We start from the raw sequence: 17,489 nt of genomic DNA, 5'->3' as shown, positions 1-17,489 counted from the left end.
TGGGGAAAGCGCGGCATTTTGCGCTGCCATCCAATCACAGAAAGACTTGTCCCTTGTCCGCCATGCTGAAGATCACCCTGCCCGACGGTTCCGTGCGTGAAGTCGCGCCCGGCACTACGCCGGCGGATATTGCAGCGGCGATCGGGCCGGGTCTGGCCAAGGCGGCTATCGCGGCGCGTGTGGACGGCGAACTACGCGACATCATGCGGCCTTTGGAAGGCGACGCGCAACTCGCGTTGGTGACGAGCAAGGATGAGGCGGACGCGCTAGAACTGGCGCGGCATGACTTTGCGCATCTGCTGGCCGAAGCCGTGCAGGCGTTGTTTCCGGGGACGCAGATCACCTTCGGCCCGGCGACGGACGACGGCTTCTACTATGACTTCGCTCCGAAGGACCGGCCCTTCACGGAAGAGGACCTGCCCGCGATCGAAGCGAAGATGCGGGCGTTGATCGCAGCCGACAAGCCGCTCCGCCGCGAGGTGTGGACGCGCGAGGACCTGATCGCGCGCTGGAAGGCGGAAGGCGAGACGTTCAAGGCGGAATGGGCGGCGGAGCTTCCCGAGGGCGAGGAACTGACGGTTTACTGGTCCGGTGGCGAGTGGCTCGACATGTGTCGGGGGCCGCATCTGGCATCGACCGGCAAGCTCGACCCGAATGCTTTCAAGCTGACCCGCGTGTCGGGAGCTTATTGGCGCGGCGACCAGAAGAACGCGATGCTGTCGCGCATCTATGGCACCGGCTGGCTCAACAAGAAGCAGTTGGACGCGCACCTCATGCGCCTCGAAGAAGCGGGCAAGCGCGACCATCGCAAGCTGGGTGCGGAGATGGACCTGTTTCACCTCCAGCAGGAAGCGCATGGGTCGGTCTTCTGGCATCCCAAGGGCTATCTGATCTGGCGCGAGCTGGAAGCCTATATGCGCCGCGCCATCGATGCGGCGGGCTATCGCGAGGTCAAGACGCCGCAGGTGATGGATGCGCGCCAGTGGGAGCAGTCGGGCCATTGGGGCAAATATCGCGAGAATATGTTTGTCATCCCCGACGAGGTGCCGAACGTCGAGGATGAAGGGCCGCTGGTGTCCGACGATGTCGACTGGATGGCGCTCAAGCCCATGAACTGCCCGGCGCACATTTTGATCTTCAAGCAGGGGATCAAAAGCTATCGCGACCTGCCGCTGCGCTTCTACGAAAATGGCTGCTGCCATCGCAATGAGCCGCATGGCGCGTTGCACGGGTTGATGCGTGTGCGCCAGTTCACGCAGGATGACGCGCATATCTTCTGCCGCGAGGACCAGATCGTGGCGGAGGTGCGGGCTTTCTGCGAACTGGCAGACCGGATCTACAAGAATTTCGGCTTCACTTACTCGATCAAGCTGGCGCTGCGTCCGGAGAAGCGCTTCGGCACCGAGGAAATGTGGGACAAGGCGGAGGAAGAACTGCGCAACGCTGTCGCGGCCGCTGGGCTGAACACGCCTGAATATGGTTGGGAGGAACTACCGGGCGAAGGCGCCTTCTATGCGCCAAAGCTGGAATGGCATCTGACCGATGCGATCGGGCGGACTTGGCAGGTGGGCACGATCCAGTCGGATCGGGTGCTGCCGGAGCGACTCGACGCTTCCTATGTGGGTGAAGATGGCGAGCGGCACCGCCCTGTCATGCTCCATCGGGCGATTTTCGGGTCCTATGAGCGGTTCATCGGCATATTGATCGAACATTATGCGGGCAAATTCCCGCTCTGGCTGGCGCCGGTGCAGGCGGTGGTCGCGACCATCGTTTCGGACGCGGATGACTATGCGAACGCGGTGGTGGAAAAGCTCCGGGCCGCCGGAATCCGCGCCGAAATCGATGTTCGCAACGAAAAGATCAACTACAAGGTGCGCGAGCATAGCCTTGCCAAAGTGCCCAATTTGCTGGTCGTGGGTCGCCGTGAGGCCGATGAAGGCACGGTGGCGCTGCGTGAGTTGGGCAAGGAGGGGCAAAGCGTCCTTGCCGTTGATGATGTCATCCAGCGTCTTGCAAAAGAGGCGCTCGCCCCCGATATGCGGTGAGGCAGCGATGCCACATGGGGCCGGTGATTCCGTAACTGCGGACTTGCCGCCCCTTTCGGCTTTGCGCTAAAGGCCGCCAGAGCCGTTTTTGGAACAATAATAGGAGAAGCCGCTATACGTCCCCCAATGATGCGCCGCCCGATGGCGCCGCCGCCTAAGTCCGGTCCCCGTTACAATGAGTTCATCACCGTGCCCAAGGTGCGCGTGATCGACGACGAAGGCGAAAATCTGGGCGTGATGTTGACGCAGGAGGCCATGGAGCGCGCTTATGAGCTGGGCCTAGACCTGGTCGAAGTGTCCCCGACCGCTGATCCGCCGGTCTGCAAGTTCCTCGACATCGGCAAGTTCAAGTACGAGGCCCAGAAAAAGGCCAATATCGCCCGCAAGACCCAGAAGACGCAGGAACTCAAAGAGATCAAGATGCGTCCGAACATCGACGATCATGACTATGATACGAAGATGAAGAAGGTCCATGATTTCATCGGCGATGGCGACAAGGTGAAGATCACCCTGCGCTTCCGTGGCCGCGAGCTGTCGCACCAGCAGCTTGGCATGCAGCTGCTCCAGCGCGTGGCGGAGAATGTCGGCGAGATCGCCAAGGTCGAAGCCTATCCCCGCATGGAAGGCCGCCAGATGCTGATGGTGCTCGCGCCGAAATAAGGCTTGCCGGTTTTGGCGGATGCTTTTTGGGCGGGGTCTGGGTTCAGGCTCCGCCCATTTGCTATTTAAGGCACCGACGCAGCGGCGATACGCCATCGGCCGTGAAGCATTTCCCGGGATCACATTGATGCGCCGATGAGGATCGACAGCGTGCTCCAGCTGGTTCATGCATAAGGGGCGGCAAAGGCAAGCCGCGGTTTTGTGGAGCTTTCCGAACCATTGGATCGGAGAGTTCGGCTTTTTTATTCGAAGCGTTCCTCAACCGGGCCGGTGAGCCCGGCTGGTTGCGGGCCGCGCGAAATGGCAGAGGGGATGCATATGTTCAGCCACATCATGGTTGGTGCCGACGACATTCAGAAATCCAAGCAATTTTATGACGCGACGCTGGGCGCTCTGGGTGTGTCGCCTGGTTTCATCGACGACAAGGATCGTGTCTTCTACATGACGCCGACCGGTGCGTTCGCGATTTCCAAGCCGCTCAACGGTGAACCGGCCTGTGCGGCCAATGGCGGAACCATCGGCTTTTCTGCCTCTTCGCCCGAGCAGGCCGATGCATGGCATGCGGCGGGGATCGCGGCAGGCGGCACGACTTGCGAAGATCCGCCCGGTGTTCGTGACGGCGGCATGGGCAAATTGTACCTGGCCTATCTGCGCGACCCAACAGGCAACAAGCTGTGCGTGCTGCACCAGATGGCGGCCTGACGCGACGGGGCTTTTTCAGGAGCGCTGACGCAGCGCTCCTGAACTCCCGCGCTCCAGATCAATTCGGAACGATCAGATATTTCTCGCCGGTGCGCCGGGCATTGTAGGTCAGCACGGCTTCGCGGTTGAGCGCTTCGGACAGCGAGATGTGGCCCTTATAGTGGCTGGCGAAGGTCGTCGTGATATTGTCCATCACGCGTTGCTTCATCCGTTCGATCGTTTCCGGTCCCGCCTTTTGCAGGAAGGGGAAGAGCAGCCAGCCGCCAACAGACCAGCCAAACCCAAAGCTGCGCGTCAGGATGGTGGGGGACAGGTCGAGCGCGCCGTAAATATAGGCTTGCTTGGGGCTGTCGGAACCATAGCGGCTGTAGGGCGCGTCCTTGCTGGCGACCTGTTCCATGGCATGCAGGATTTGGCTGACGAGATTACCGCCACCGATCGCATCGAAGGCGATGGTCGCGCCGGTTGCTGCGATGGCGGCTTCAAGCTGAGCGGGGAAATCCTCTGCCGAACTGTTGAGCACATGGTCCGCGCCGATCCCTTCGAGGATGGCCACCTGCGCGTCGTTACGCACGATGTTCACCAGCGGAATGCCGTCTTCCTGAGCGATGCGCACCAGCATCTGGCCCAGGTTGGAGGCGGCGGCGGTGTGGACGATGGCCTTGTGCCCTTCCCGCTTCATGGTTTCTACAAAGCCGAGCGCCGTCATGGGGTTGACGAAGGCGGAAGCGCCCTGCTCCGCCGTCACCTCATCGGGCAGGACCATGCAGGCGGGGGCGTTGACGATGCGATATTGCGCGAACATGCCGCCGCTGATCAGGGCGACGCGCTTACCGAGCAGGGCCTGAGCTTCCGGGGATTCGCCAGCATTGATGACGGTGCCAGCCCCTTCATTGCCGATCGTCATGGGCTGACCCACCCGACCCGCCAGCGCGCGACGGGCCGCGTCAGGCATGAGGGCGACGATCCGGCCTTCGCTGTAATCAGCATTTTCAAGGTCGGCGGAGGCGAAAAGCAGGGCGAGGTCTGACGGGTTGATGGGTGCCGCTTCTACGCGGACCAGCACCTCGTCCGCCCGAGGCGGCGGTAGCGTCTCCTCCGCCAGTTCGACGGTCAGCCGACCATCCTCGTCCAAGGTCGATAGAAGCTTCAATCCTTGGATCCGGGTCACGGCTATGTCCTTTTCAGGCTGAGGGGCGGGCGCTGTAGAGGTTGGGGTACATCGCCTTGAACGCGGCGAGCTTGGGCATGTCCCAACGCTTGATATAGGGATGGCGCGGGTTGCGGGTCAGGAAATCCTGATGATAGGCGTCAGCGGCCTGGAAGCCGGTGAAGCGTTCGACCTTCGTCACGATCGGGTCGCGCCACAGTCCCGCCTTGTCCAGCTGTGCCAGATACGCGCGAGCGGCCTTGTCCTGCCCCGGAGTGAGGGGGAAGAGTGCGCTGCGATATTGGGCGCCGCGATCGGGACCTTGATAGTTGAGCGTGGTGGGGTCGGCGATCACCGAAAAGAAGACTCGCAGCAATGTGCCGTAGCTGACCTGCCGGGGATCGTAGGTGACGCGGACGGATTCGGCGAAACCCGTGTCGCCTTCGCTCACACGGTCATAGTCGACCTTGAGGTTGGCAGGGCCGCCAGAAAAACCGGAGGTGACGAGACGGACACCCTTGATGTGGGAAAAGACGCCCTCGACTCCCCAGAAACAGCCGCCAGCAAAAACTGCGGTCTCCAGCTTTCGGGTTGCCGGGGCATCTATCGCGGGTGCCGGAGCGAGAACGGGGCGCTCGGCGCGCAGGGGAGAGGCGACGGCGGCGGCCGCAGAGAGGGCGATGAGAAAGGCGTTAAAGGGCCGCATTTGAATTCGCCTCGGGGGCGCTGTCGGACGCCGCCATGGCCGGGGTCGTCAGGGCCGGAGGATCGGCGAGGTGGAGGGCGAAGACGCCAGCGGACCCGATCACAAACCCGCCGAGAAAGCGAAGGAACAGGTCGGATTTGAGGAATGTCAGCATGGCCTTCTTCCTTCTATCATTTCCCGGAAGGACGGGGATTAGCAGTGGGAGGGTTAGCCTTTGGTGAACGAGGCGGCTAGTCCCGTTTCGAATTGAAACGGGATATAGGCAACCTTGTTCTGGCTGCAAGACGGTGCGCCGGACGAGAGTCCGTTTTTTTCGGAGAGGATGAGGGAAACGGCGATGTTGCGCGCCTTTTCCCCTCTACCAGCTTCGCTGTCGAAGAGAGTCACGTGCCTCTCTTCGACCCTCCCCATGCTCAGCATGGGGAGAATTAAGGGGACTTATTTGAGGGCGGCGCAGGCTTCCTGGATGCGCTTGCACGCCTTGGCCAGAATTTCCTCCGAGGTCGCGTAGCTGATGCGGAAGGCGGGCGAGAGGCCAAAGGCGGCGCCATGGACGGCGGCGACGCGGGCTTCGTCGAGGAAATAGCCGATGAGCTTTTCGTCATTGTCGATGAGCTGGCCCTTGGGCGTGGTCTTGCCCATCAAGCCGCTGGCGTCGGGATAGACGTAGAAAGCGCCTTCGGGCGTCGGGCAGTCGAGGCCCGGCGCGTCGTTCAGCATCGACACGACCATGTCGCGGCGCTTCTTGAAAGCGGCGTTGCGCTCTTCAAGAAAGTCCTGCTCACCCGTCAGCGCGGCGACGGCGGCCGCCTGGCTGATCGAGCAGGGGTTCGACGTGGACTGCGACTGGAGCTTCCCCATCGCCTTGATGATCCATTCGGGGCCACCGGCGAAACCGATGCGCCAGCCGGTCATCGAGAAAGCCTTGGAGCAGCCATTCACGGTCAGGGTGCGCTCGTAGAGGTCGGGGCACACCTGCGCGATGGTCGCGAAGGGGGTCGGCGCGTACCAGACATGCTCATACATGTCGTCGGTCATGATGAGGACATGGGGATGGCGGCGCAGCACTTCGCCCAGGCTCTTCAGCTCGTCGGCCGAATAGGCCGCGCCCGAAGGGTTGGAGGGCGAGTTCAGGATGAGCCATTTGGTGCGCGGTGTGATCGCGGCGTCGAGCTGCGCGGCGGTGATCTTGTAGCCCTGGCTCGCGGGGCCTTCGACGAAGACGGGCGTGCCGCCCGCGAAGTTCACGATGTCGGGATAGCTGACCCAATAGGGCGCCGGGATGATGACTTCATCGCCCACGTCGACAGTGGCGACCAGCGCGTTGAACAGGGTGTGCTTGCCGCCCGAGTTCACGCTGATCTGGCTGCGCTTGTAGGTCAGGCCATTGTCGCGGCTGAACTTGAAGGCGACCGCGTCCTTGAGATCGGCGGTTCCATCGACGTCCGTGTAACGGGTCAGGTTCTTGCGAATCGCGGCAATGCCAGCTTCCTTGACGAAGTCGGGCGTGTCGAAATCGGGTTCGCCGGCCGAGAGACCAATGACATCGACGCCTTCGGCTTTGAGGGCATTCACACGCGCGCTCATCGCCAGGGTGGCGGAGGGCTGGATGCGACCGAGGGCAGCGGAAGTCTGGCTCATCGTGACACTCTTTCTGATGAATAGTGAGTCCGCGCGGGCGGACGCGAGGCTCCTTAGTGCGCTATCGCGCAGGGGGCAACCGCCAGATAGTTTTCGTCATTCCAGCGGAAGCTGGAATCTGGGGAGGCTTGGCGTGAGTTGGCCTGAGATCCCAGCTTTCGCTGGGATGACGGTGGTTACACGGTCGGCGGGCTGCTGGCCCACCCCCAACCCTTCAAACGAGTCACGCGCCTCGTTTGAACGCTTGCGGGAGGGGAGAGTTTCTACCTTGCGAGGGAGGCCGCGACCATGCCTCGGGCGGCGTTGCCGATGAAGAAGCCGTTTTCCAAGTCGCGCGGTTTGAGGTCGGCTTCGACCGCTTCGTTCATTTCAATGAGGCTGCGGCGCAGGACGCCGGGCAAGATGCCGCGCGAGAGGGGCGGCGTCACCAGCTTGTCGCCGCGTTCCACGAAAATGGAGGAGAAGCAGCCTTCGGTGAGGAAGCCTTCTTCGTCGGTCATCAGCACTTCGTAAGTGCCGCCGCGCTTCAACGCGTCCCGATAGATTGTCCGGTCGGTGGTCTTGTGCGCGAGGCGAAAGTCATCGGTTCGGCTTTTGCGGGGCACGATCGCCACCTGCATGATCGCCTGGGGCCAGGTGCGATGTTCGCGCACTTCGATGGCGATGGAGCCGCGCCGCGAGACGAGAAGGCGAAGGCGGCTGCGTTCGCGCAGACGGAAAGTCGCGGCCTGTAATTCGTTGCGAACGTCGTGACGGTCGAAGACGAAGTCGAGTGCCGTGGCACTTTCCTTCAGCCGTTCTAGGTGCAGCTCCAGCAACCTGATACCGTCGACCGGATCGAAAGCCATGGTTTCGAGCAGGTCGAACCGTCCGTCAGCCAATGACATCGAAACTATTCACGCCCCCTACTGTCCCGCGGTCGTGAGGAAGCGCCCCTTGGCCAGGCATTCCGCCCACTCGGATGCCGCATCCGAGTCCGCGACAATGGCCGAACCCAATCCCAGGCGCCCCTCCCTGCTGCCTTCTTCAACCCAAATCGTGCGAATGGCAACATTGAAGGCGGCGTCTCCGTTCGGATCAATCCAGCCCATCGTGCCGGTATAGATGTCGCGCGGGTAAGCCTCCACAGTGTCGATGATTTCCATCGCCCGCACCTTTGGCGCGCCGGTGATCGATCCGCAGGGAAAGAGGACGCGCAGGATATCGACGGGCGACAGGCCCGGTAGCAGCCGTGCGCGGATGGTCGAGACCATCTGATGCACGGTTGGATAGGTTTCGACATGGAAGAGATCGGGCACGATCACGGTTCCGGCGCGCGACACGCGGGACAGATCGTTGCGCAGCAGGTCGACGATCATCAGATTTTCCGCGCGCTGCTTGATGTCCTCCTCCAATTCCCGTGCCAGTGCCGCATCGCGGACGGGGTCGGCGGAGCGAAGGGCGGTGCCCTTCATGGGCCGGGCGGTCAGCTGCCCGCGCACGTTGGTGAAAAAAAGTTCGGGCGAGAAGGAGAGGATATTGTGGGCGCCGGTGCGGATGATGCCGCCGTAGCCCGCGCGTTGGCGAGGACGGATCGCGGCGTAGAGCGCCATCAGGTCGCCGTCGAAGCGCGCGGCGCAGGGGAAGGTCAGATTGACCTGATAAATGTCCCCTGCCCGGATATAGTCCTGCACCTGGGCGAAGGCCGCGCGATAAGCCTTTTCATCCACCAGCGGCTGCGGCGCTTCTATGCTGGCGGTGGCGGGATCGGGTAGCAGATCCGGCATCAGCGCGGGATCGATCAGCCGATGTCCTTCGAACAGGCCGAACCAAAGGAGCGGCATGGCGGGCGCGTGGTCGCCTTGACGGAGAGCGATCGGCTGTAGGCGATCTTCCAGCATCAGCCCCGCCTCATAGCTCATGTAACCGGCGACATGGAGGCCCATTTCGCCCGCTTCCGCGATGCGGTCGAGGGCGGGCTGCACATCCTCAAGGCAATTGGCGCAGATGATCTCCACCGGGTCGCGGTAGAGACGCGCGGGCGCGGGATTGCGCTCTCGCGCATCGTCGAACAGGACAAAGGCTTCGGAGGCACCCGGCAGTCGCATGGGGGCCGTCTTAACAGCCTTTTGGCGGGGCGAAAGGGAGGTAGGCGCTTAAACCTGTGTTGCACAGTCCGCCGCGCGGCCATAGGGACGGCGCATGAGCAATCATCCTTCCGCAGATGCTGTGGCGCGGCCGCTTCGCCCGGCCTTGACGTCAGCGCTGCGCGGCCGTTGCCCCGCCTGCGGCGAGGGCGCGATGTTCGCGGGCTTCCTGAAGCCCAGCCCGGCCTGCAATGCGTGCGGCCAGCCATGGGATGTGTCGCGGGCTGACGATTTCCCCGCCTATATCGTGATCCTGCTGTTAGGGCACATATTGGTACCCTTGATGATCGAGGTGAACCATGCGCTGGCCATCCCGCTGGGGGTGCAGGCGGCGTTGTGGCCGGGGTTGGCCGTGGTGCTGGCAGCGGTGATGATCCAGCCGGTGAAGGGTGCGGTGATCGCGTTTCAGTGGGCGCGGCGGATGGATGGGTTTGCGGGCTGATCTAACTCCACCCCTTCATCACTCCGCTCTCCTTCGGGCTGTCCGAACGAGTCACTTGCCTCGTCCGGATGTCGAAGCCCTTCCCCTTCCCTTCAAGAAGGAAAGCCCTTCGACAAGCTCAGGGCAAACGGGGGTGAGGGAGGTTGGTTCAGGGAGATGGCGCGGGCAAGCCTCACGAGACCCCAGCTTTCGCTGGGGTGACGGTCATGAGTTAGGCCGGCTGGCGGAGGAAGTTGCGCTCCATGGCTTCGCGCAGGCTGGCGTCGATGCTACGGCGGCCTTCGGAGCCGTGGGTGACGACGGTAGTGTCGCAGGTGGCTACGCAGACTCCCTTCTGGAAGGCGGCGGAGCTGACGGTCCAGCTGGTGCGGCCGATATGGCCGATGCCGCAATGCACTTCGAACGGATAGGGGAAGTGCGATTCCTCCACGAAGTTGAGCGATACGGCAGCGACGAGCCAGCGCACGCCCTGTTCCTGCGGGTGACGGCCGAGATGATGGTGGAAGCGGATGCGGGCGGTTTCGAAGATGCCGGAGATGGCCACATTGTTGATGTGGCCCATCGTGTCGATATCCTGGAAGCGCGTATCGATGCTGGTGATGAAGCTGTAGGCTTCCGGGCTCAGCCGCCAGGATTCGGGTTTTGCCATGTCCTGCTTTCCGATGGTTGTCCTTGAAGCTCTTACGCTTCGCCGACGCGGATTCAATCGCTCAGGGAAAATTGACGCAACTGCGACCTTTTTGACACAGCGGATGTTGGTCGCGGTGCAAAAGCGCCGCCATCGCGCGGGAGATGGACTTTTGCCCCCCATTTCTGCCAAAGCGCGAACATGACCGACAAGCCGCAGAATGTCCGCATCGAAGACGGTGTTTTTCTGGGCTTCGTCCTGTTGGTGTCGGTGGCCTTTGCGCTGGTGATCGAGCCGTTTTTCGCGGCCATATTGTGGGGCGTGATCGCCGCCATATTGTTCGGGCCGATCAACCAGAATCTGCTGCGGCAGATCCCGGGCCGCCCCAATAGCGCGGCGGGGCTGACGCTGTTGCTGATCGTGGCCGTCGTCATCCTGCCCGCCATCGTGCTGGCTGTCTCGCTGGTGCAGGAAGCGGGGCTTTTCTACGCCAAGATACAGTCGGGCCAGATCAATATCCCCGCCATGTTCAATGCATTCCGGGCGAACCTGCCGGATTGGGCTTCGAACCTGCTGGCGCGCGTGGGCATCACCAATTTCGCGGCGGTGCGCGACATGCTGGGTCAGGGGATCGCCAACAGCTTCCGGTCCGTCGCATCGCAGGTGTTCCAGATCGGGCAGAGCGCATTCAGCTTTTTCGTGGCGTTGAGCGTCACGCTCTACCTCACCTTCTTCCTGCTGCGCGACGGGTCTGCGCTGGCGGCGCGGCTGGATCGCGCGGCGCCGCTGCGTTCCACCCACCGGCGGGCGCTGATGCAGCAGTTCGTTGTCGTCACCCGCGCCACAATCAAGGGCAGCGTGGTCGTAGCCATCGTTCAAGGGATGATCGGCGGCACCGTTTTCTGGGCGTTGGGGATCACCGGAGCGCTGCTGTGGGGCGTGCTGATGGGATGCTTTTCGCTGATCCCGGCGGTGGGCACGGGATTGGTGTGGGTGCCGGTGGCGATTTACCTGCTGGCGACGGGCGCGGTGGTCAAGGGGATCATCCTGATCGTCTGCGGCCTGTTCGTCATCGGCCTGATCGACAATCTGCTGCGGCCGATGCTGGTCGGGCGGGATACGCGCATTCCCGATTATGTGGTGTTGATCACGACGCTGGGCGGCATCGACATGTTCGGCTTCAACGGCATCGTCATCGGGCCGGTCATCGCCGCGCTGTTCATCGCGACGTGGAACATCGTGACGCGGATGCGGACGGGCAACGGGCTGGAAGGGCCGTTGACGCAGGAAGAGACGCCGTCCGCTTAGGCGGATCGCTGAGGGTTGTACTAACCGCCCTTAGGAGGAGACATTGTCGGCGATATCCTCGGCAAGGCGATCGAGTTCGGCTGGCTGCTTCTTCTTGCTGATCAGGGCGTAGGCCAGTTCGCCCTCCTGCCAATAGGCGACGGTCTTGCCATCGCGGGTGAGCACGGCCGGTTTGGCGGGCGCCACGCCATCGTCGCGGACGGCGAACAGGGATACCGGACGGCTGACGTCGTTGGTGATGGTCATCTGCAGGCTAGGGCCGCTGTCGGAAGGGAAAAGCTGTACATCGGTGATACGCCAACCCTGCGGCAGGACGGGAAGCGCGATGCGGGCGAAGGAGCCGACTTCGCCGACGTTGAACACCGTCGGCGACGAACGGCGCAGGACGGCCCGCATTTCCGCGACTTTGTGCGACTGTAAGGCTTCCTTGATGAAATATTCCTCCGCCGGGCCGCGATCGACCGACACGCCCTTGCCCATGGCGAACCAGCCGCCTGCCAACACCAGCAGGGCCGCAGCGACGCGCGCGAGGCGGGATGTTGATCGGGTAAGCGAGAGCGAGACGGGGGCGGCATGAGAAGGCGGCCGACGAAATGGCGTGACGTTAGCACAAGCCGCGACGGTTACTGCGATGTCAGTCCGGCGGTGGAAAACCGCGTCGAAATGATCGCCTGCGCCGTCACGATCGACGCGGATGAAGCCATTGCGCTCTAGCAGGGTGAAGACTTCGCCTGCATCAGCACCATAGCGGTGAAGGTTCTGGTTATCGATTTCGACGACCGCTGCACGCGTTTGCGGGAGGGCGAGGATCGGCGCCAGCCCCTGAAGGACGGCATATTCAAATCCCTCCACATCGATCTTCACCGTGATGGATCGCTCGCCGATCAGCTTGAGGAGGCCGGGAAAGTCGCCGATCGACAATGTCATGACCCGTTCCCCCTCCTCCACAGGCTCGCTGGCGATGGAGAAGCGCCCGGAATGCCCTGTCGCGCTATTGTCGAGCAGGTCGGGACGGGTCAGGGCCGCAAGGGCCATGTTGAAGGGCAGGACATTGCTAAACGCGTTCAGGCTGATGTTCCGGACCAGCTTTGCGAAGGTGGAAAAGCAAGGTTCGAAGGCGACCACCAGCCCGTCCGGCCCCACCCGCTCCGCTGCAAGCAGGGTGAAGATGCCGCAATTGGCACCGACATCGATGAAGCAGTCACCGGGACGGAGGCATTCCACCTCATCGGAGACTCGCGCGCCATATTCCCCGGTCAGCCCGAGCAGATGAGTCCGGTCGCGGACATCGAACGCCAGTCGGACACGGCCATAGCTCGACCGAATCGGCGTGCCATCCAGCAACCTGGCGAAAGGCGACAACAGCCGCCATTTCCCGCGAAAGCGAGGCAATCGGTGGACATAGAGGTTCAACAGCCAAGGTCGAACCACCCTGAAACCGGGCATCAGCGCACCTCACTTCCCTTATGGCCGGCAATTTACGTCATGCATGATTGTCCGTGGCCGACTTTTCCGGAGTACCTCCGCAGTTGCCCGCCCGCGGGTCGGGCCGATGCTCCATACGGCGTCAGATAAGTCGCCGCCGTTACTGGAGAATGACGGCGCGCCTCACTTCGCCGCCACGGCTTGAACGTCCCTCGTGGCAGGATCGCCGGTGATCCAGTGGCGCAAATCTATCTGGAGGATGTCTTGCAGGATCAACAGATCCTCGCAGTAAAAATCGCGCAGCATCTGCTGCAATTCATCCGTGAGGGGCGGGTAGCGGATCGGCGCCGCCAGGGATGCGCGCAGTTTCGCCAGATGGGGGTTGGAGCGGAAGGGGTCCAGCACCGGGCGCATCGGTTGCAGCATACGGCGCAGCGGCAACGGCAACATCGGGCTGGCGCTGTCATTTTTCCGGCTGGCCACCTCCTCGGGCGCGATATGTACCGGCACGCCGATATGGGTGCACACGTCCGCGATGACCTGTTCGGGCTGTTCCCGCAGCGACTCGTACAGGATCACGTGGATCTGATCGCGCGGATAATGGCGGAGGAAACGGCGCAGATGGGCGCCGTAAAGCCCGCCCGACAGGAAACGCGACTGTTCTGGCTGCGCGCTTTCCAGATATTTGCGCGGGTCGCTGCTGACCTGTCCGCGTCGGAAGAGCATGCAATAATCGGAATAGGCGCGCTGAACCGGGTCGCGCAGCTGAGCGATGAGCCGGGCGTCGGGAAGCATGGCCGCCATGCGCTCCGGGGCTTGCGGATGCGCTAGATAGTCCGCCGACTTTTCCCCAATGATGCGGCCGGGCGGTGCAGGATCGAAGAGGGAGGCATACCAGTCTGGGCCGCGATCATATTCCGAACTGAAATAATGCGGTTCGGCGTCAGGGAGCCACAGGCCGGGATGATTGCGGAGTTGATGAGCGATCCAGGTTGTCGCACCCTTCATGGCGCCGATAACGACGAAGCTTGGCTGGCGATCAATCATGTTCTTCAGATAGGGCGGATGTGGGCGCCGGGCAGTTGGGCATAGGTACGATCCGAAGAGGGGTAGAGGCCTTATCCCTTTGAGCAGAAATCAAATCCCGATCCCCATTCATCATCCGAAAGGATGGGCGGCTGGCCTCAAGTATAGGTGCGGAATGGTGCGGCGTTTTTCGGCTGCTTTGTCCTATGCTTGCCCTTGCCGCACCCAATAGCGCGGCGATCCGGGAGCAGTCACGGGACCGCATGAAGATCATCGTCATCGCCAGCCTCGCCTATTCGGTGATCAATTTTCGCGGGCGGCTGATCGCGGCAATGATCGGCAACGGGCATGAGGTCATTGTCTGCGCGCCCGGCCGCGATCCCGAAATCGAGGCAAAGCTGGCGGCGATGGGCGCGACCTACCTGCCCATCCCCATGGCGCGGGCGGGGATGAACCCCTTTGCCGACATGGGCACGCTGAGCTGGCTGATCGGTTGCTTCCGGAAACATCGGCCGGACGCGGTAATGGCCTATACGCAGAAGCCGATCATCTATGGCGGCATCGCCAGCCGGTTTTTCCCGTCCATCCGCTTCTACGCAATGGTGAGCGGGCTTGGTCATGTGTTCAGCGACGGTGAATCGCGACTACTGCCCTATGTGCGGGCCATAGTATCCATCCTGTACCGGCAGGCGCTGCGCACCGCCAAGGCAGTGTTCGTGTTCAATAGCGACGACCGTGGCGAGATGCTGCGCCATCATATTTTGCGCCCCGACAGCCGGGTCATTCAGGTGCCGGGGTCGGGCGTGGACCTTTCCCATTATGCGCGGGCGGCTTTGCCGGAAGGACCGCCCGTATTCCTGATGATTGCGCGGCTGCTGCGGAACAAGGGGCTGATCGAATATGTCGAGGCGGCCCGGATCGTACGGGCGCGCTTTCCCGATGTGCGCCTGCAACTACTTGGGCCTCTCGATGAAAATCCGGCGGCCGTTTCGCGTGAGGCGATCGCCCAATGGCAGGACGAAGGCATTATCGAATATCTGGGCGAGACGCGCGATGTTCGCCCCTATCTGGGGCAGGCCAGCATCTTCGTTCTGCCAAGCTGGTATAGGGAGGGGCTGCCGCGCACGATATTGGAAGCGATGGCGGCGGGCCGAGGCGTGATCACCACCGACATGCCAGGTTGCCGCGAGCCTATCAGGCAGGGGGTGAACGGTTTCATCGTCGCGCCGCGCGATACCAACGCGCTGGCCGACGCGATGGTGCGGATATGCGAGCGGCCGAGCCTGCCCGCGCAATTGGGCATGGCGGCGCGCAAGACGGTTGAAGAAAATTATTCGGTCGAGATGGTGAATGCGCTGCTGCTTTCCACCATGGAGATGAACGGCCCCGTGGCCGGGCGGGCCGAGCGGAAGAGGGTCAACGCGCCGATCCTTGCCGGAGAATCCTGATGGGCATGAGGCGGCTGATCGACATGCTGTTCGCGGCCACCGCTTTGCCTTTGGCGCTGCCGGTCATGGCGGTGATCGCCGGTGCCATAAGGCTGACCGATGGGGCGCCCGTGCTGTACCGGCAGGTTCGCGTGACGAAGGGCGGGCGGCGCTTTCCCGTCATCAAGTTTCGGACGATGACCGACGCCCGCGACCGGGATGGTCGGTTGCTGCCCGATGCGATGCGGACGATACGGATCGGCGGGTTCCTGCGGCGCTCGCGGTTGGATGAACTGCCCCAGCTTTGGAATATCCTGACCGGGACCATGAGCCTGATTGGCCCCCGCCCCTTGCTGCCCGCGACCATAGAGGAAGCTGGCGAGCGGGGACGGCAGCGGTGCGCGGTCAGGCCCGGCCTCACCGGATGGGCACAGGTCAACGGCAACACGCTGCTGGGTGAGCGGGACAAGATCGCGCTGGACCTCTGGTACATTGCGAACCGCTCCTTGTGGCTCGACCTTACCATCCTTGCCCGGACGATCAGCGTGGCCGTGCGCGGCGAACGGTCCAACCAGTCATCGATCAGGAGGGCGCATGAAGGCCATAGTCGTTGGCGCGGTTGAAAGCACGCGGGTCGCGGTGACGGCCCTTGGCGCATCCCGCCAATGGGATCTGGCGGCGGTATTCACCCTGCCGCCGGATCTTGCCCATCGTCATTCCGATTTCGTCGATCTTTCGGGCGAGGCCGAAAAAGCCGGGGCGCGGATGGTGCGGACCGCCAATATCAATTCCGATGCCGCGTTGCAGGCGATCCGCGATGTGGCGCCCGATTATATCTTCGTCATCGGCTGGTCGCAGATTTGCGGGGAAGCATTCCGCGCTACCGCAAGGCGGGAAGTCGTGGGCTATCATCCCGCGCCACTGCCACGCCTGCGGGGCCGCGCTGTCATTCCATGGACCATCTTGCTGGATGAGCCCATTTCCGCTTCCTCGCTGTTCCTGATCGATGCGGGGGTGGATAGCGGGCCGCTGCTTGGCCAGCGCTATTTCCATCTGACGCCGGACGAGACGGCGGCGACGCTCTACGCCAAGCATATGGCAGCGCTGGAAGCGATGCTGCCGGGCGTGCTGGAGGATATTGCGGGCGGATCGCCGACGCTCACGATACAGGATGAGCGGTGCGCCACCTATGCCGCGCGCAGGCGGCCGGAAGATGCGCTGATCGACTGGTCGGCGCCGGGATCGGCGATCTGGCGCTGCGTCAGGGCCTGCGGTCATCCCTATCCCGGCGCCTGGACGAGCTATGCGGGCGAGAAGATCGTCATCGAAGAGGCTTCGCTGGTGCCATTGCGCCATCATGCCGCCGCGACGCCGGGGCAGATTGTCGAGCGTATGGCGGAAGGCTTCGTCGTGCGCTGCGGCGACGATCAGGGATTGCATGTGTTGCGGTGGCAAACGGCGCGGGAGGCGCCCCTGCCCAACCACGCCATATTGGGGCGGGCCAAGGCAGCGGCATGACCATGATCGACAGCATAGAGCGCGCACTGGTGATCGCGCCCCATCCCGACGATGAAGTTCTGGGCTGCGGGGGAACGATTGCTCGCCTCGCTGCCATAGGGCGCCATGTCGAGGTCGTCATCGCGACGCAGGGAAAGCCCCCGCGCTTCACTGCGGCGCAGGTGGAACGGGTGCAGGCCGAAGCGCGCCAGGCGCATGAGGTGCTGGGCGTCGCGCGGACGCATTTCCTGGAATTTGAGGCGGCGGCGCTGGATTGCCTGCCCCGCGCGGAGTTGAATGAGGGCATCGCCGCTGTGGTGGCGGAGAGCCGTGCCGACACATTGTTCCTGCCCTTCCCCGGCGACCTGCATTTCGACCATGGCCTGATATTCGAAGCCGCGATGGTGGCGGCGCGGCCCGTCGGGGCGCATTATCCAAAGCGCATTCTGGCTTATGAGACCGTGTCGGAAACCAATTGGGCGGCGCCATATCTGACGCCTCCGTTTCAGCCGCACGTCTTCATCGACATCAGCGAGCATCTGGATCAGAAGATCGAGGCCTTTGGCTGTTTTGAATCGCAGGTTCGTCCTTTTCCCAATGAACGATCCTTCGAAACCCTGCGCGCGCTGGCGCAGGTGCGGGGCAGTTGCGTCAGCCGGCGGGCGGCGGAAGCCTTTGTGCTGATAAGAGAGGTAGCCTGACATGG

Annotated in this window: 19 protein-coding genes; 9 read left to right on the top strand and 10 right to left on the bottom strand. The window is 62.8% G+C overall.

Annotated features, from left to right (window positions below):
* The first annotated feature begins 62 nt into the window (after window positions 1-62).
* The 3 genes from thrS to ACWNC0_RS08590 all read left to right on the top strand — a co-directional run bounded on the left by thrS (window position 63) and on the right by ACWNC0_RS08590 (window position 3,407).
* Entirely contained in the window at window positions 63-2,045 is a 1,983-nt protein-coding gene (thrS, locus tag ACWNC0_RS08600) for a threonine--tRNA ligase (RefSeq protein ID WP_449474577.1), read from the top strand.
* Window positions 2,046-2,171: 126 nt separating this feature from the next.
* Complete coding sequence (gene infC, locus ACWNC0_RS08595; RefSeq protein ID WP_449470959.1) at window positions 2,172-2,705, top strand: translation initiation factor IF-3; 534 nt, start codon at window positions 2,172-2,174, stop codon at window positions 2,703-2,705.
* A 318-nt stretch (window positions 2,706-3,023) separates the two neighbouring features.
* Window positions 3,024-3,407, top strand: coding sequence for a VOC family protein (locus ACWNC0_RS08590; protein WP_449470957.1), 384 nt, complete (start codon window positions 3,024-3,026; stop codon window positions 3,405-3,407).
* 58 nt (window positions 3,408-3,465) lie between these two features.
* On the opposite strand, the gene ACWNC0_RS08585 is transcribed toward ACWNC0_RS08590, so the two are convergent.
* From ACWNC0_RS08585 to pabB, 7 genes are all read right to left on the bottom strand, one after another.
* Entirely contained in the window at window positions 3,466-4,578 is a 1,113-nt protein-coding gene (locus tag ACWNC0_RS08585) for a zinc-binding dehydrogenase (RefSeq protein ID WP_449470955.1), read from the bottom strand.
* A gap of 13 nt (window positions 4,579-4,591) precedes the next feature.
* The gene (msrA, locus tag ACWNC0_RS08580) at window positions 4,592-5,263 is read right to left on the bottom strand and encodes a peptide-methionine (S)-S-oxide reductase MsrA (RefSeq protein ID WP_449470954.1); all 672 of its coding nucleotides are present in this window, start codon (window positions 5,261-5,263) and stop codon (window positions 4,592-4,594) included.
* Complete coding sequence (locus ACWNC0_RS08575; protein ID WP_449470952.1) at window positions 5,250-5,417, bottom strand: hypothetical protein; 168 nt, start codon at window positions 5,415-5,417, stop codon at window positions 5,250-5,252. The genes msrA and ACWNC0_RS08575 overlap by 14 nt, the downstream gene beginning before the upstream one ends.
* Before the next feature lie 53 nt (window positions 5,418-5,470).
* Window positions 5,471-5,650 carry a hypothetical protein gene (locus ACWNC0_RS08570; RefSeq protein WP_449470950.1) on the bottom strand — a complete coding sequence of 60 codons (180 nt, stop codon included), beginning with the start codon at window positions 5,648-5,650 and terminating at the stop codon, window positions 5,471-5,473.
* 51 nt (window positions 5,651-5,701) lie between these two features.
* Window positions 5,702-6,904, bottom strand: a complete 1,203-nt coding sequence (locus ACWNC0_RS08565) for a pyridoxal phosphate-dependent aminotransferase (RefSeq protein ID WP_449470949.1) — start codon at window positions 6,902-6,904, stop codon at window positions 5,702-5,704.
* A gap of 263 nt (window positions 6,905-7,167) precedes the next feature.
* Window positions 7,168-7,791: an aminotransferase class IV gene (locus ACWNC0_RS08560; RefSeq protein WP_449470948.1), complete on the bottom strand. Its 624-nt coding sequence runs from the start codon at window positions 7,789-7,791 to the stop codon at window positions 7,168-7,170.
* An 18-nt stretch (window positions 7,792-7,809) separates the two neighbouring features.
* Complete coding sequence (pabB, locus tag ACWNC0_RS08555) at window positions 7,810-8,991, bottom strand: aminodeoxychorismate synthase component I (RefSeq protein ID WP_449470946.1); 1,182 nt, start codon at window positions 8,989-8,991, stop codon at window positions 7,810-7,812.
* A gap of 94 nt (window positions 8,992-9,085) precedes the next feature.
* On the opposite strand from pabB, the gene ACWNC0_RS08550 reads away from it, so the two are divergent.
* Window positions 9,086-9,472, top strand: a complete 387-nt coding sequence (locus tag ACWNC0_RS08550) for a DUF983 domain-containing protein (protein WP_449470944.1) — start codon at window positions 9,086-9,088, stop codon at window positions 9,470-9,472.
* Between the two features lie 211 nt (window positions 9,473-9,683).
* Here ACWNC0_RS08550 and ACWNC0_RS08545 read toward each other — a convergent pair whose 3' ends face one another.
* Window positions 9,684-10,121 (bottom strand): acyl-CoA thioesterase, encoded by a 438-nt coding sequence (locus tag ACWNC0_RS08545; RefSeq protein WP_449470942.1) that lies wholly within the window; start codon window positions 10,119-10,121, stop codon window positions 9,684-9,686.
* A 180-nt stretch (window positions 10,122-10,301) separates the two neighbouring features.
* Here ACWNC0_RS08545 and ACWNC0_RS08540 point away from each other — a divergent pair, with 180 nt between their 5' ends.
* Window positions 10,302-11,408, top strand: coding sequence for an AI-2E family transporter (locus tag ACWNC0_RS08540; protein ID WP_449470940.1), 1,107 nt, complete (start codon window positions 10,302-10,304; stop codon window positions 11,406-11,408).
* A 30-nt stretch (window positions 11,409-11,438) separates the two neighbouring features.
* Here ACWNC0_RS08540 and ACWNC0_RS08535 read toward each other — a convergent pair whose 3' ends face one another.
* On the bottom strand, window positions 11,439-12,854 hold the full coding sequence (locus ACWNC0_RS08535; RefSeq protein ID WP_449470938.1) for an FkbM family methyltransferase: 1,416 nt from the start codon (window positions 12,852-12,854) through the stop codon (window positions 11,439-11,441).
* 162 nt (window positions 12,855-13,016) lie between these two features.
* The gene (locus ACWNC0_RS08530) at window positions 13,017-13,880 is read right to left on the bottom strand and encodes a sulfotransferase family protein (RefSeq protein WP_449470936.1); all 864 of its coding nucleotides are present in this window, start codon (window positions 13,878-13,880) and stop codon (window positions 13,017-13,019) included.
* 185 nt (window positions 13,881-14,065) lie between these two features.
* On the opposite strand from ACWNC0_RS08530, the gene ACWNC0_RS08525 reads away from it, so the two are divergent.
* Genes ACWNC0_RS08525 through ACWNC0_RS08510 form a run of 4 tightly spaced genes read left to right on the top strand, consistent with a single transcriptional unit; the run spans window position 14,066 to window position 17,484 of the window.
* Entirely contained in the window at window positions 14,066-15,307 is a 1,242-nt protein-coding gene (locus tag ACWNC0_RS08525; RefSeq protein ID WP_449470934.1) for a glycosyltransferase family 4 protein, read from the top strand.
* Complete coding sequence (locus tag ACWNC0_RS08520) at window positions 15,307-15,909, top strand: sugar transferase (RefSeq protein WP_449470932.1); 603 nt, start codon at window positions 15,307-15,309, stop codon at window positions 15,907-15,909. Before ACWNC0_RS08525 ends, ACWNC0_RS08520 begins: the two co-directional genes overlap by 1 nt.
* Complete coding sequence (locus tag ACWNC0_RS08515) at window positions 15,881-16,804, top strand: methionyl-tRNA formyltransferase (protein WP_449470931.1); 924 nt, start codon at window positions 15,881-15,883, stop codon at window positions 16,802-16,804. Before ACWNC0_RS08520 ends, ACWNC0_RS08515 begins: the two co-directional genes overlap by 29 nt.
* A complete protein-coding gene (locus ACWNC0_RS08510) occupies window positions 16,801-17,484 on the top strand; it encodes a PIG-L deacetylase family protein (protein WP_449470929.1) in 684 nt (227 codons plus the stop codon). The genes ACWNC0_RS08515 and ACWNC0_RS08510 overlap by 4 nt, the downstream gene beginning before the upstream one ends.
* Window positions 17,485-17,489: the final 5 nt, after the last annotated feature.

Source organism: Sphingobium chungangianum (genome assembly GCF_977014255.1).
The sequence above is the reverse complement of the archived record's forward strand: the minus strand, read 5'-3'. Positions and strand labels throughout refer to the sequence as shown.

Excerpts from the sequence above, each read along its gene's own strand:
- ACWNC0_RS08565 (WP_449470949.1), bottom strand. The coding sequence starts at position 6,904 with ATGAGCCAGACTTCCGCTGCCCTCGGTCGCATCCAGCCCTCCGCCACC.
- infC (WP_449470959.1), top strand. The coding sequence starts at position 2,172 with ATGATGCGCCGCCCGATGGCGCCGCCGCCTAAGTCCGGTCCCCGTTAC.
- ACWNC0_RS08590 (WP_449470957.1), top strand. The coding sequence starts at position 3,024 with ATGTTCAGCCACATCATGGTTGGTGCCGACGACATTCAGAAATCCAAG.
- ACWNC0_RS08550 (WP_449470944.1), top strand. The coding sequence starts at position 9,086 with ATGAGCAATCATCCTTCCGCAGATGCTGTGGCGCGGCCGCTTCGCCCG.
- msrA (WP_449470954.1), bottom strand. The coding sequence starts at position 5,263 with ATGCGGCCCTTTAACGCCTTTCTCATCGCCCTCTCTGCGGCCGCCGCC.
- ACWNC0_RS08515 (WP_449470931.1), top strand. The coding sequence starts at position 15,881 with ATGAAGGCCATAGTCGTTGGCGCGGTTGAAAGCACGCGGGTCGCGGTG.
- ACWNC0_RS08545 (WP_449470942.1), bottom strand. The coding sequence starts at position 10,121 with ATGGCAAAACCCGAATCCTGGCGGCTGAGCCCGGAAGCCTACAGCTTC.
- ACWNC0_RS08540 (WP_449470940.1), top strand. The coding sequence starts at position 10,302 with ATGACCGACAAGCCGCAGAATGTCCGCATCGAAGACGGTGTTTTTCTG.
- pabB (WP_449470946.1), bottom strand. The coding sequence starts at position 8,991 with ATGCGACTGCCGGGTGCCTCCGAAGCCTTTGTCCTGTTCGACGATGCG.
- ACWNC0_RS08525 (WP_449470934.1), top strand. The coding sequence starts at position 14,066 with ATGCTTGCCCTTGCCGCACCCAATAGCGCGGCGATCCGGGAGCAGTCA.
- ACWNC0_RS08520 (WP_449470932.1), top strand. The coding sequence starts at position 15,307 with ATGGGCATGAGGCGGCTGATCGACATGCTGTTCGCGGCCACCGCTTTG.
- ACWNC0_RS08535 (WP_449470938.1), bottom strand. The coding sequence starts at position 12,854 with ATGCCCGGTTTCAGGGTGGTTCGACCTTGGCTGTTGAACCTCTATGTC.
- ACWNC0_RS08575 (WP_449470952.1), bottom strand. The coding sequence starts at position 5,417 with ATGCTGACATTCCTCAAATCCGACCTGTTCCTTCGCTTTCTCGGCGGG.
- ACWNC0_RS08560 (WP_449470948.1), bottom strand. The coding sequence starts at position 7,791 with ATGTCATTGGCTGACGGACGGTTCGACCTGCTCGAAACCATGGCTTTC.
- thrS (WP_449474577.1), top strand. The coding sequence starts at position 63 with ATGCTGAAGATCACCCTGCCCGACGGTTCCGTGCGTGAAGTCGCGCCC.
- ACWNC0_RS08530 (WP_449470936.1), bottom strand. The coding sequence starts at position 13,880 with ATGATTGATCGCCAGCCAAGCTTCGTCGTTATCGGCGCCATGAAGGGT.
- ACWNC0_RS08510 (WP_449470929.1), top strand. The coding sequence starts at position 16,801 with ATGACCATGATCGACAGCATAGAGCGCGCACTGGTGATCGCGCCCCAT.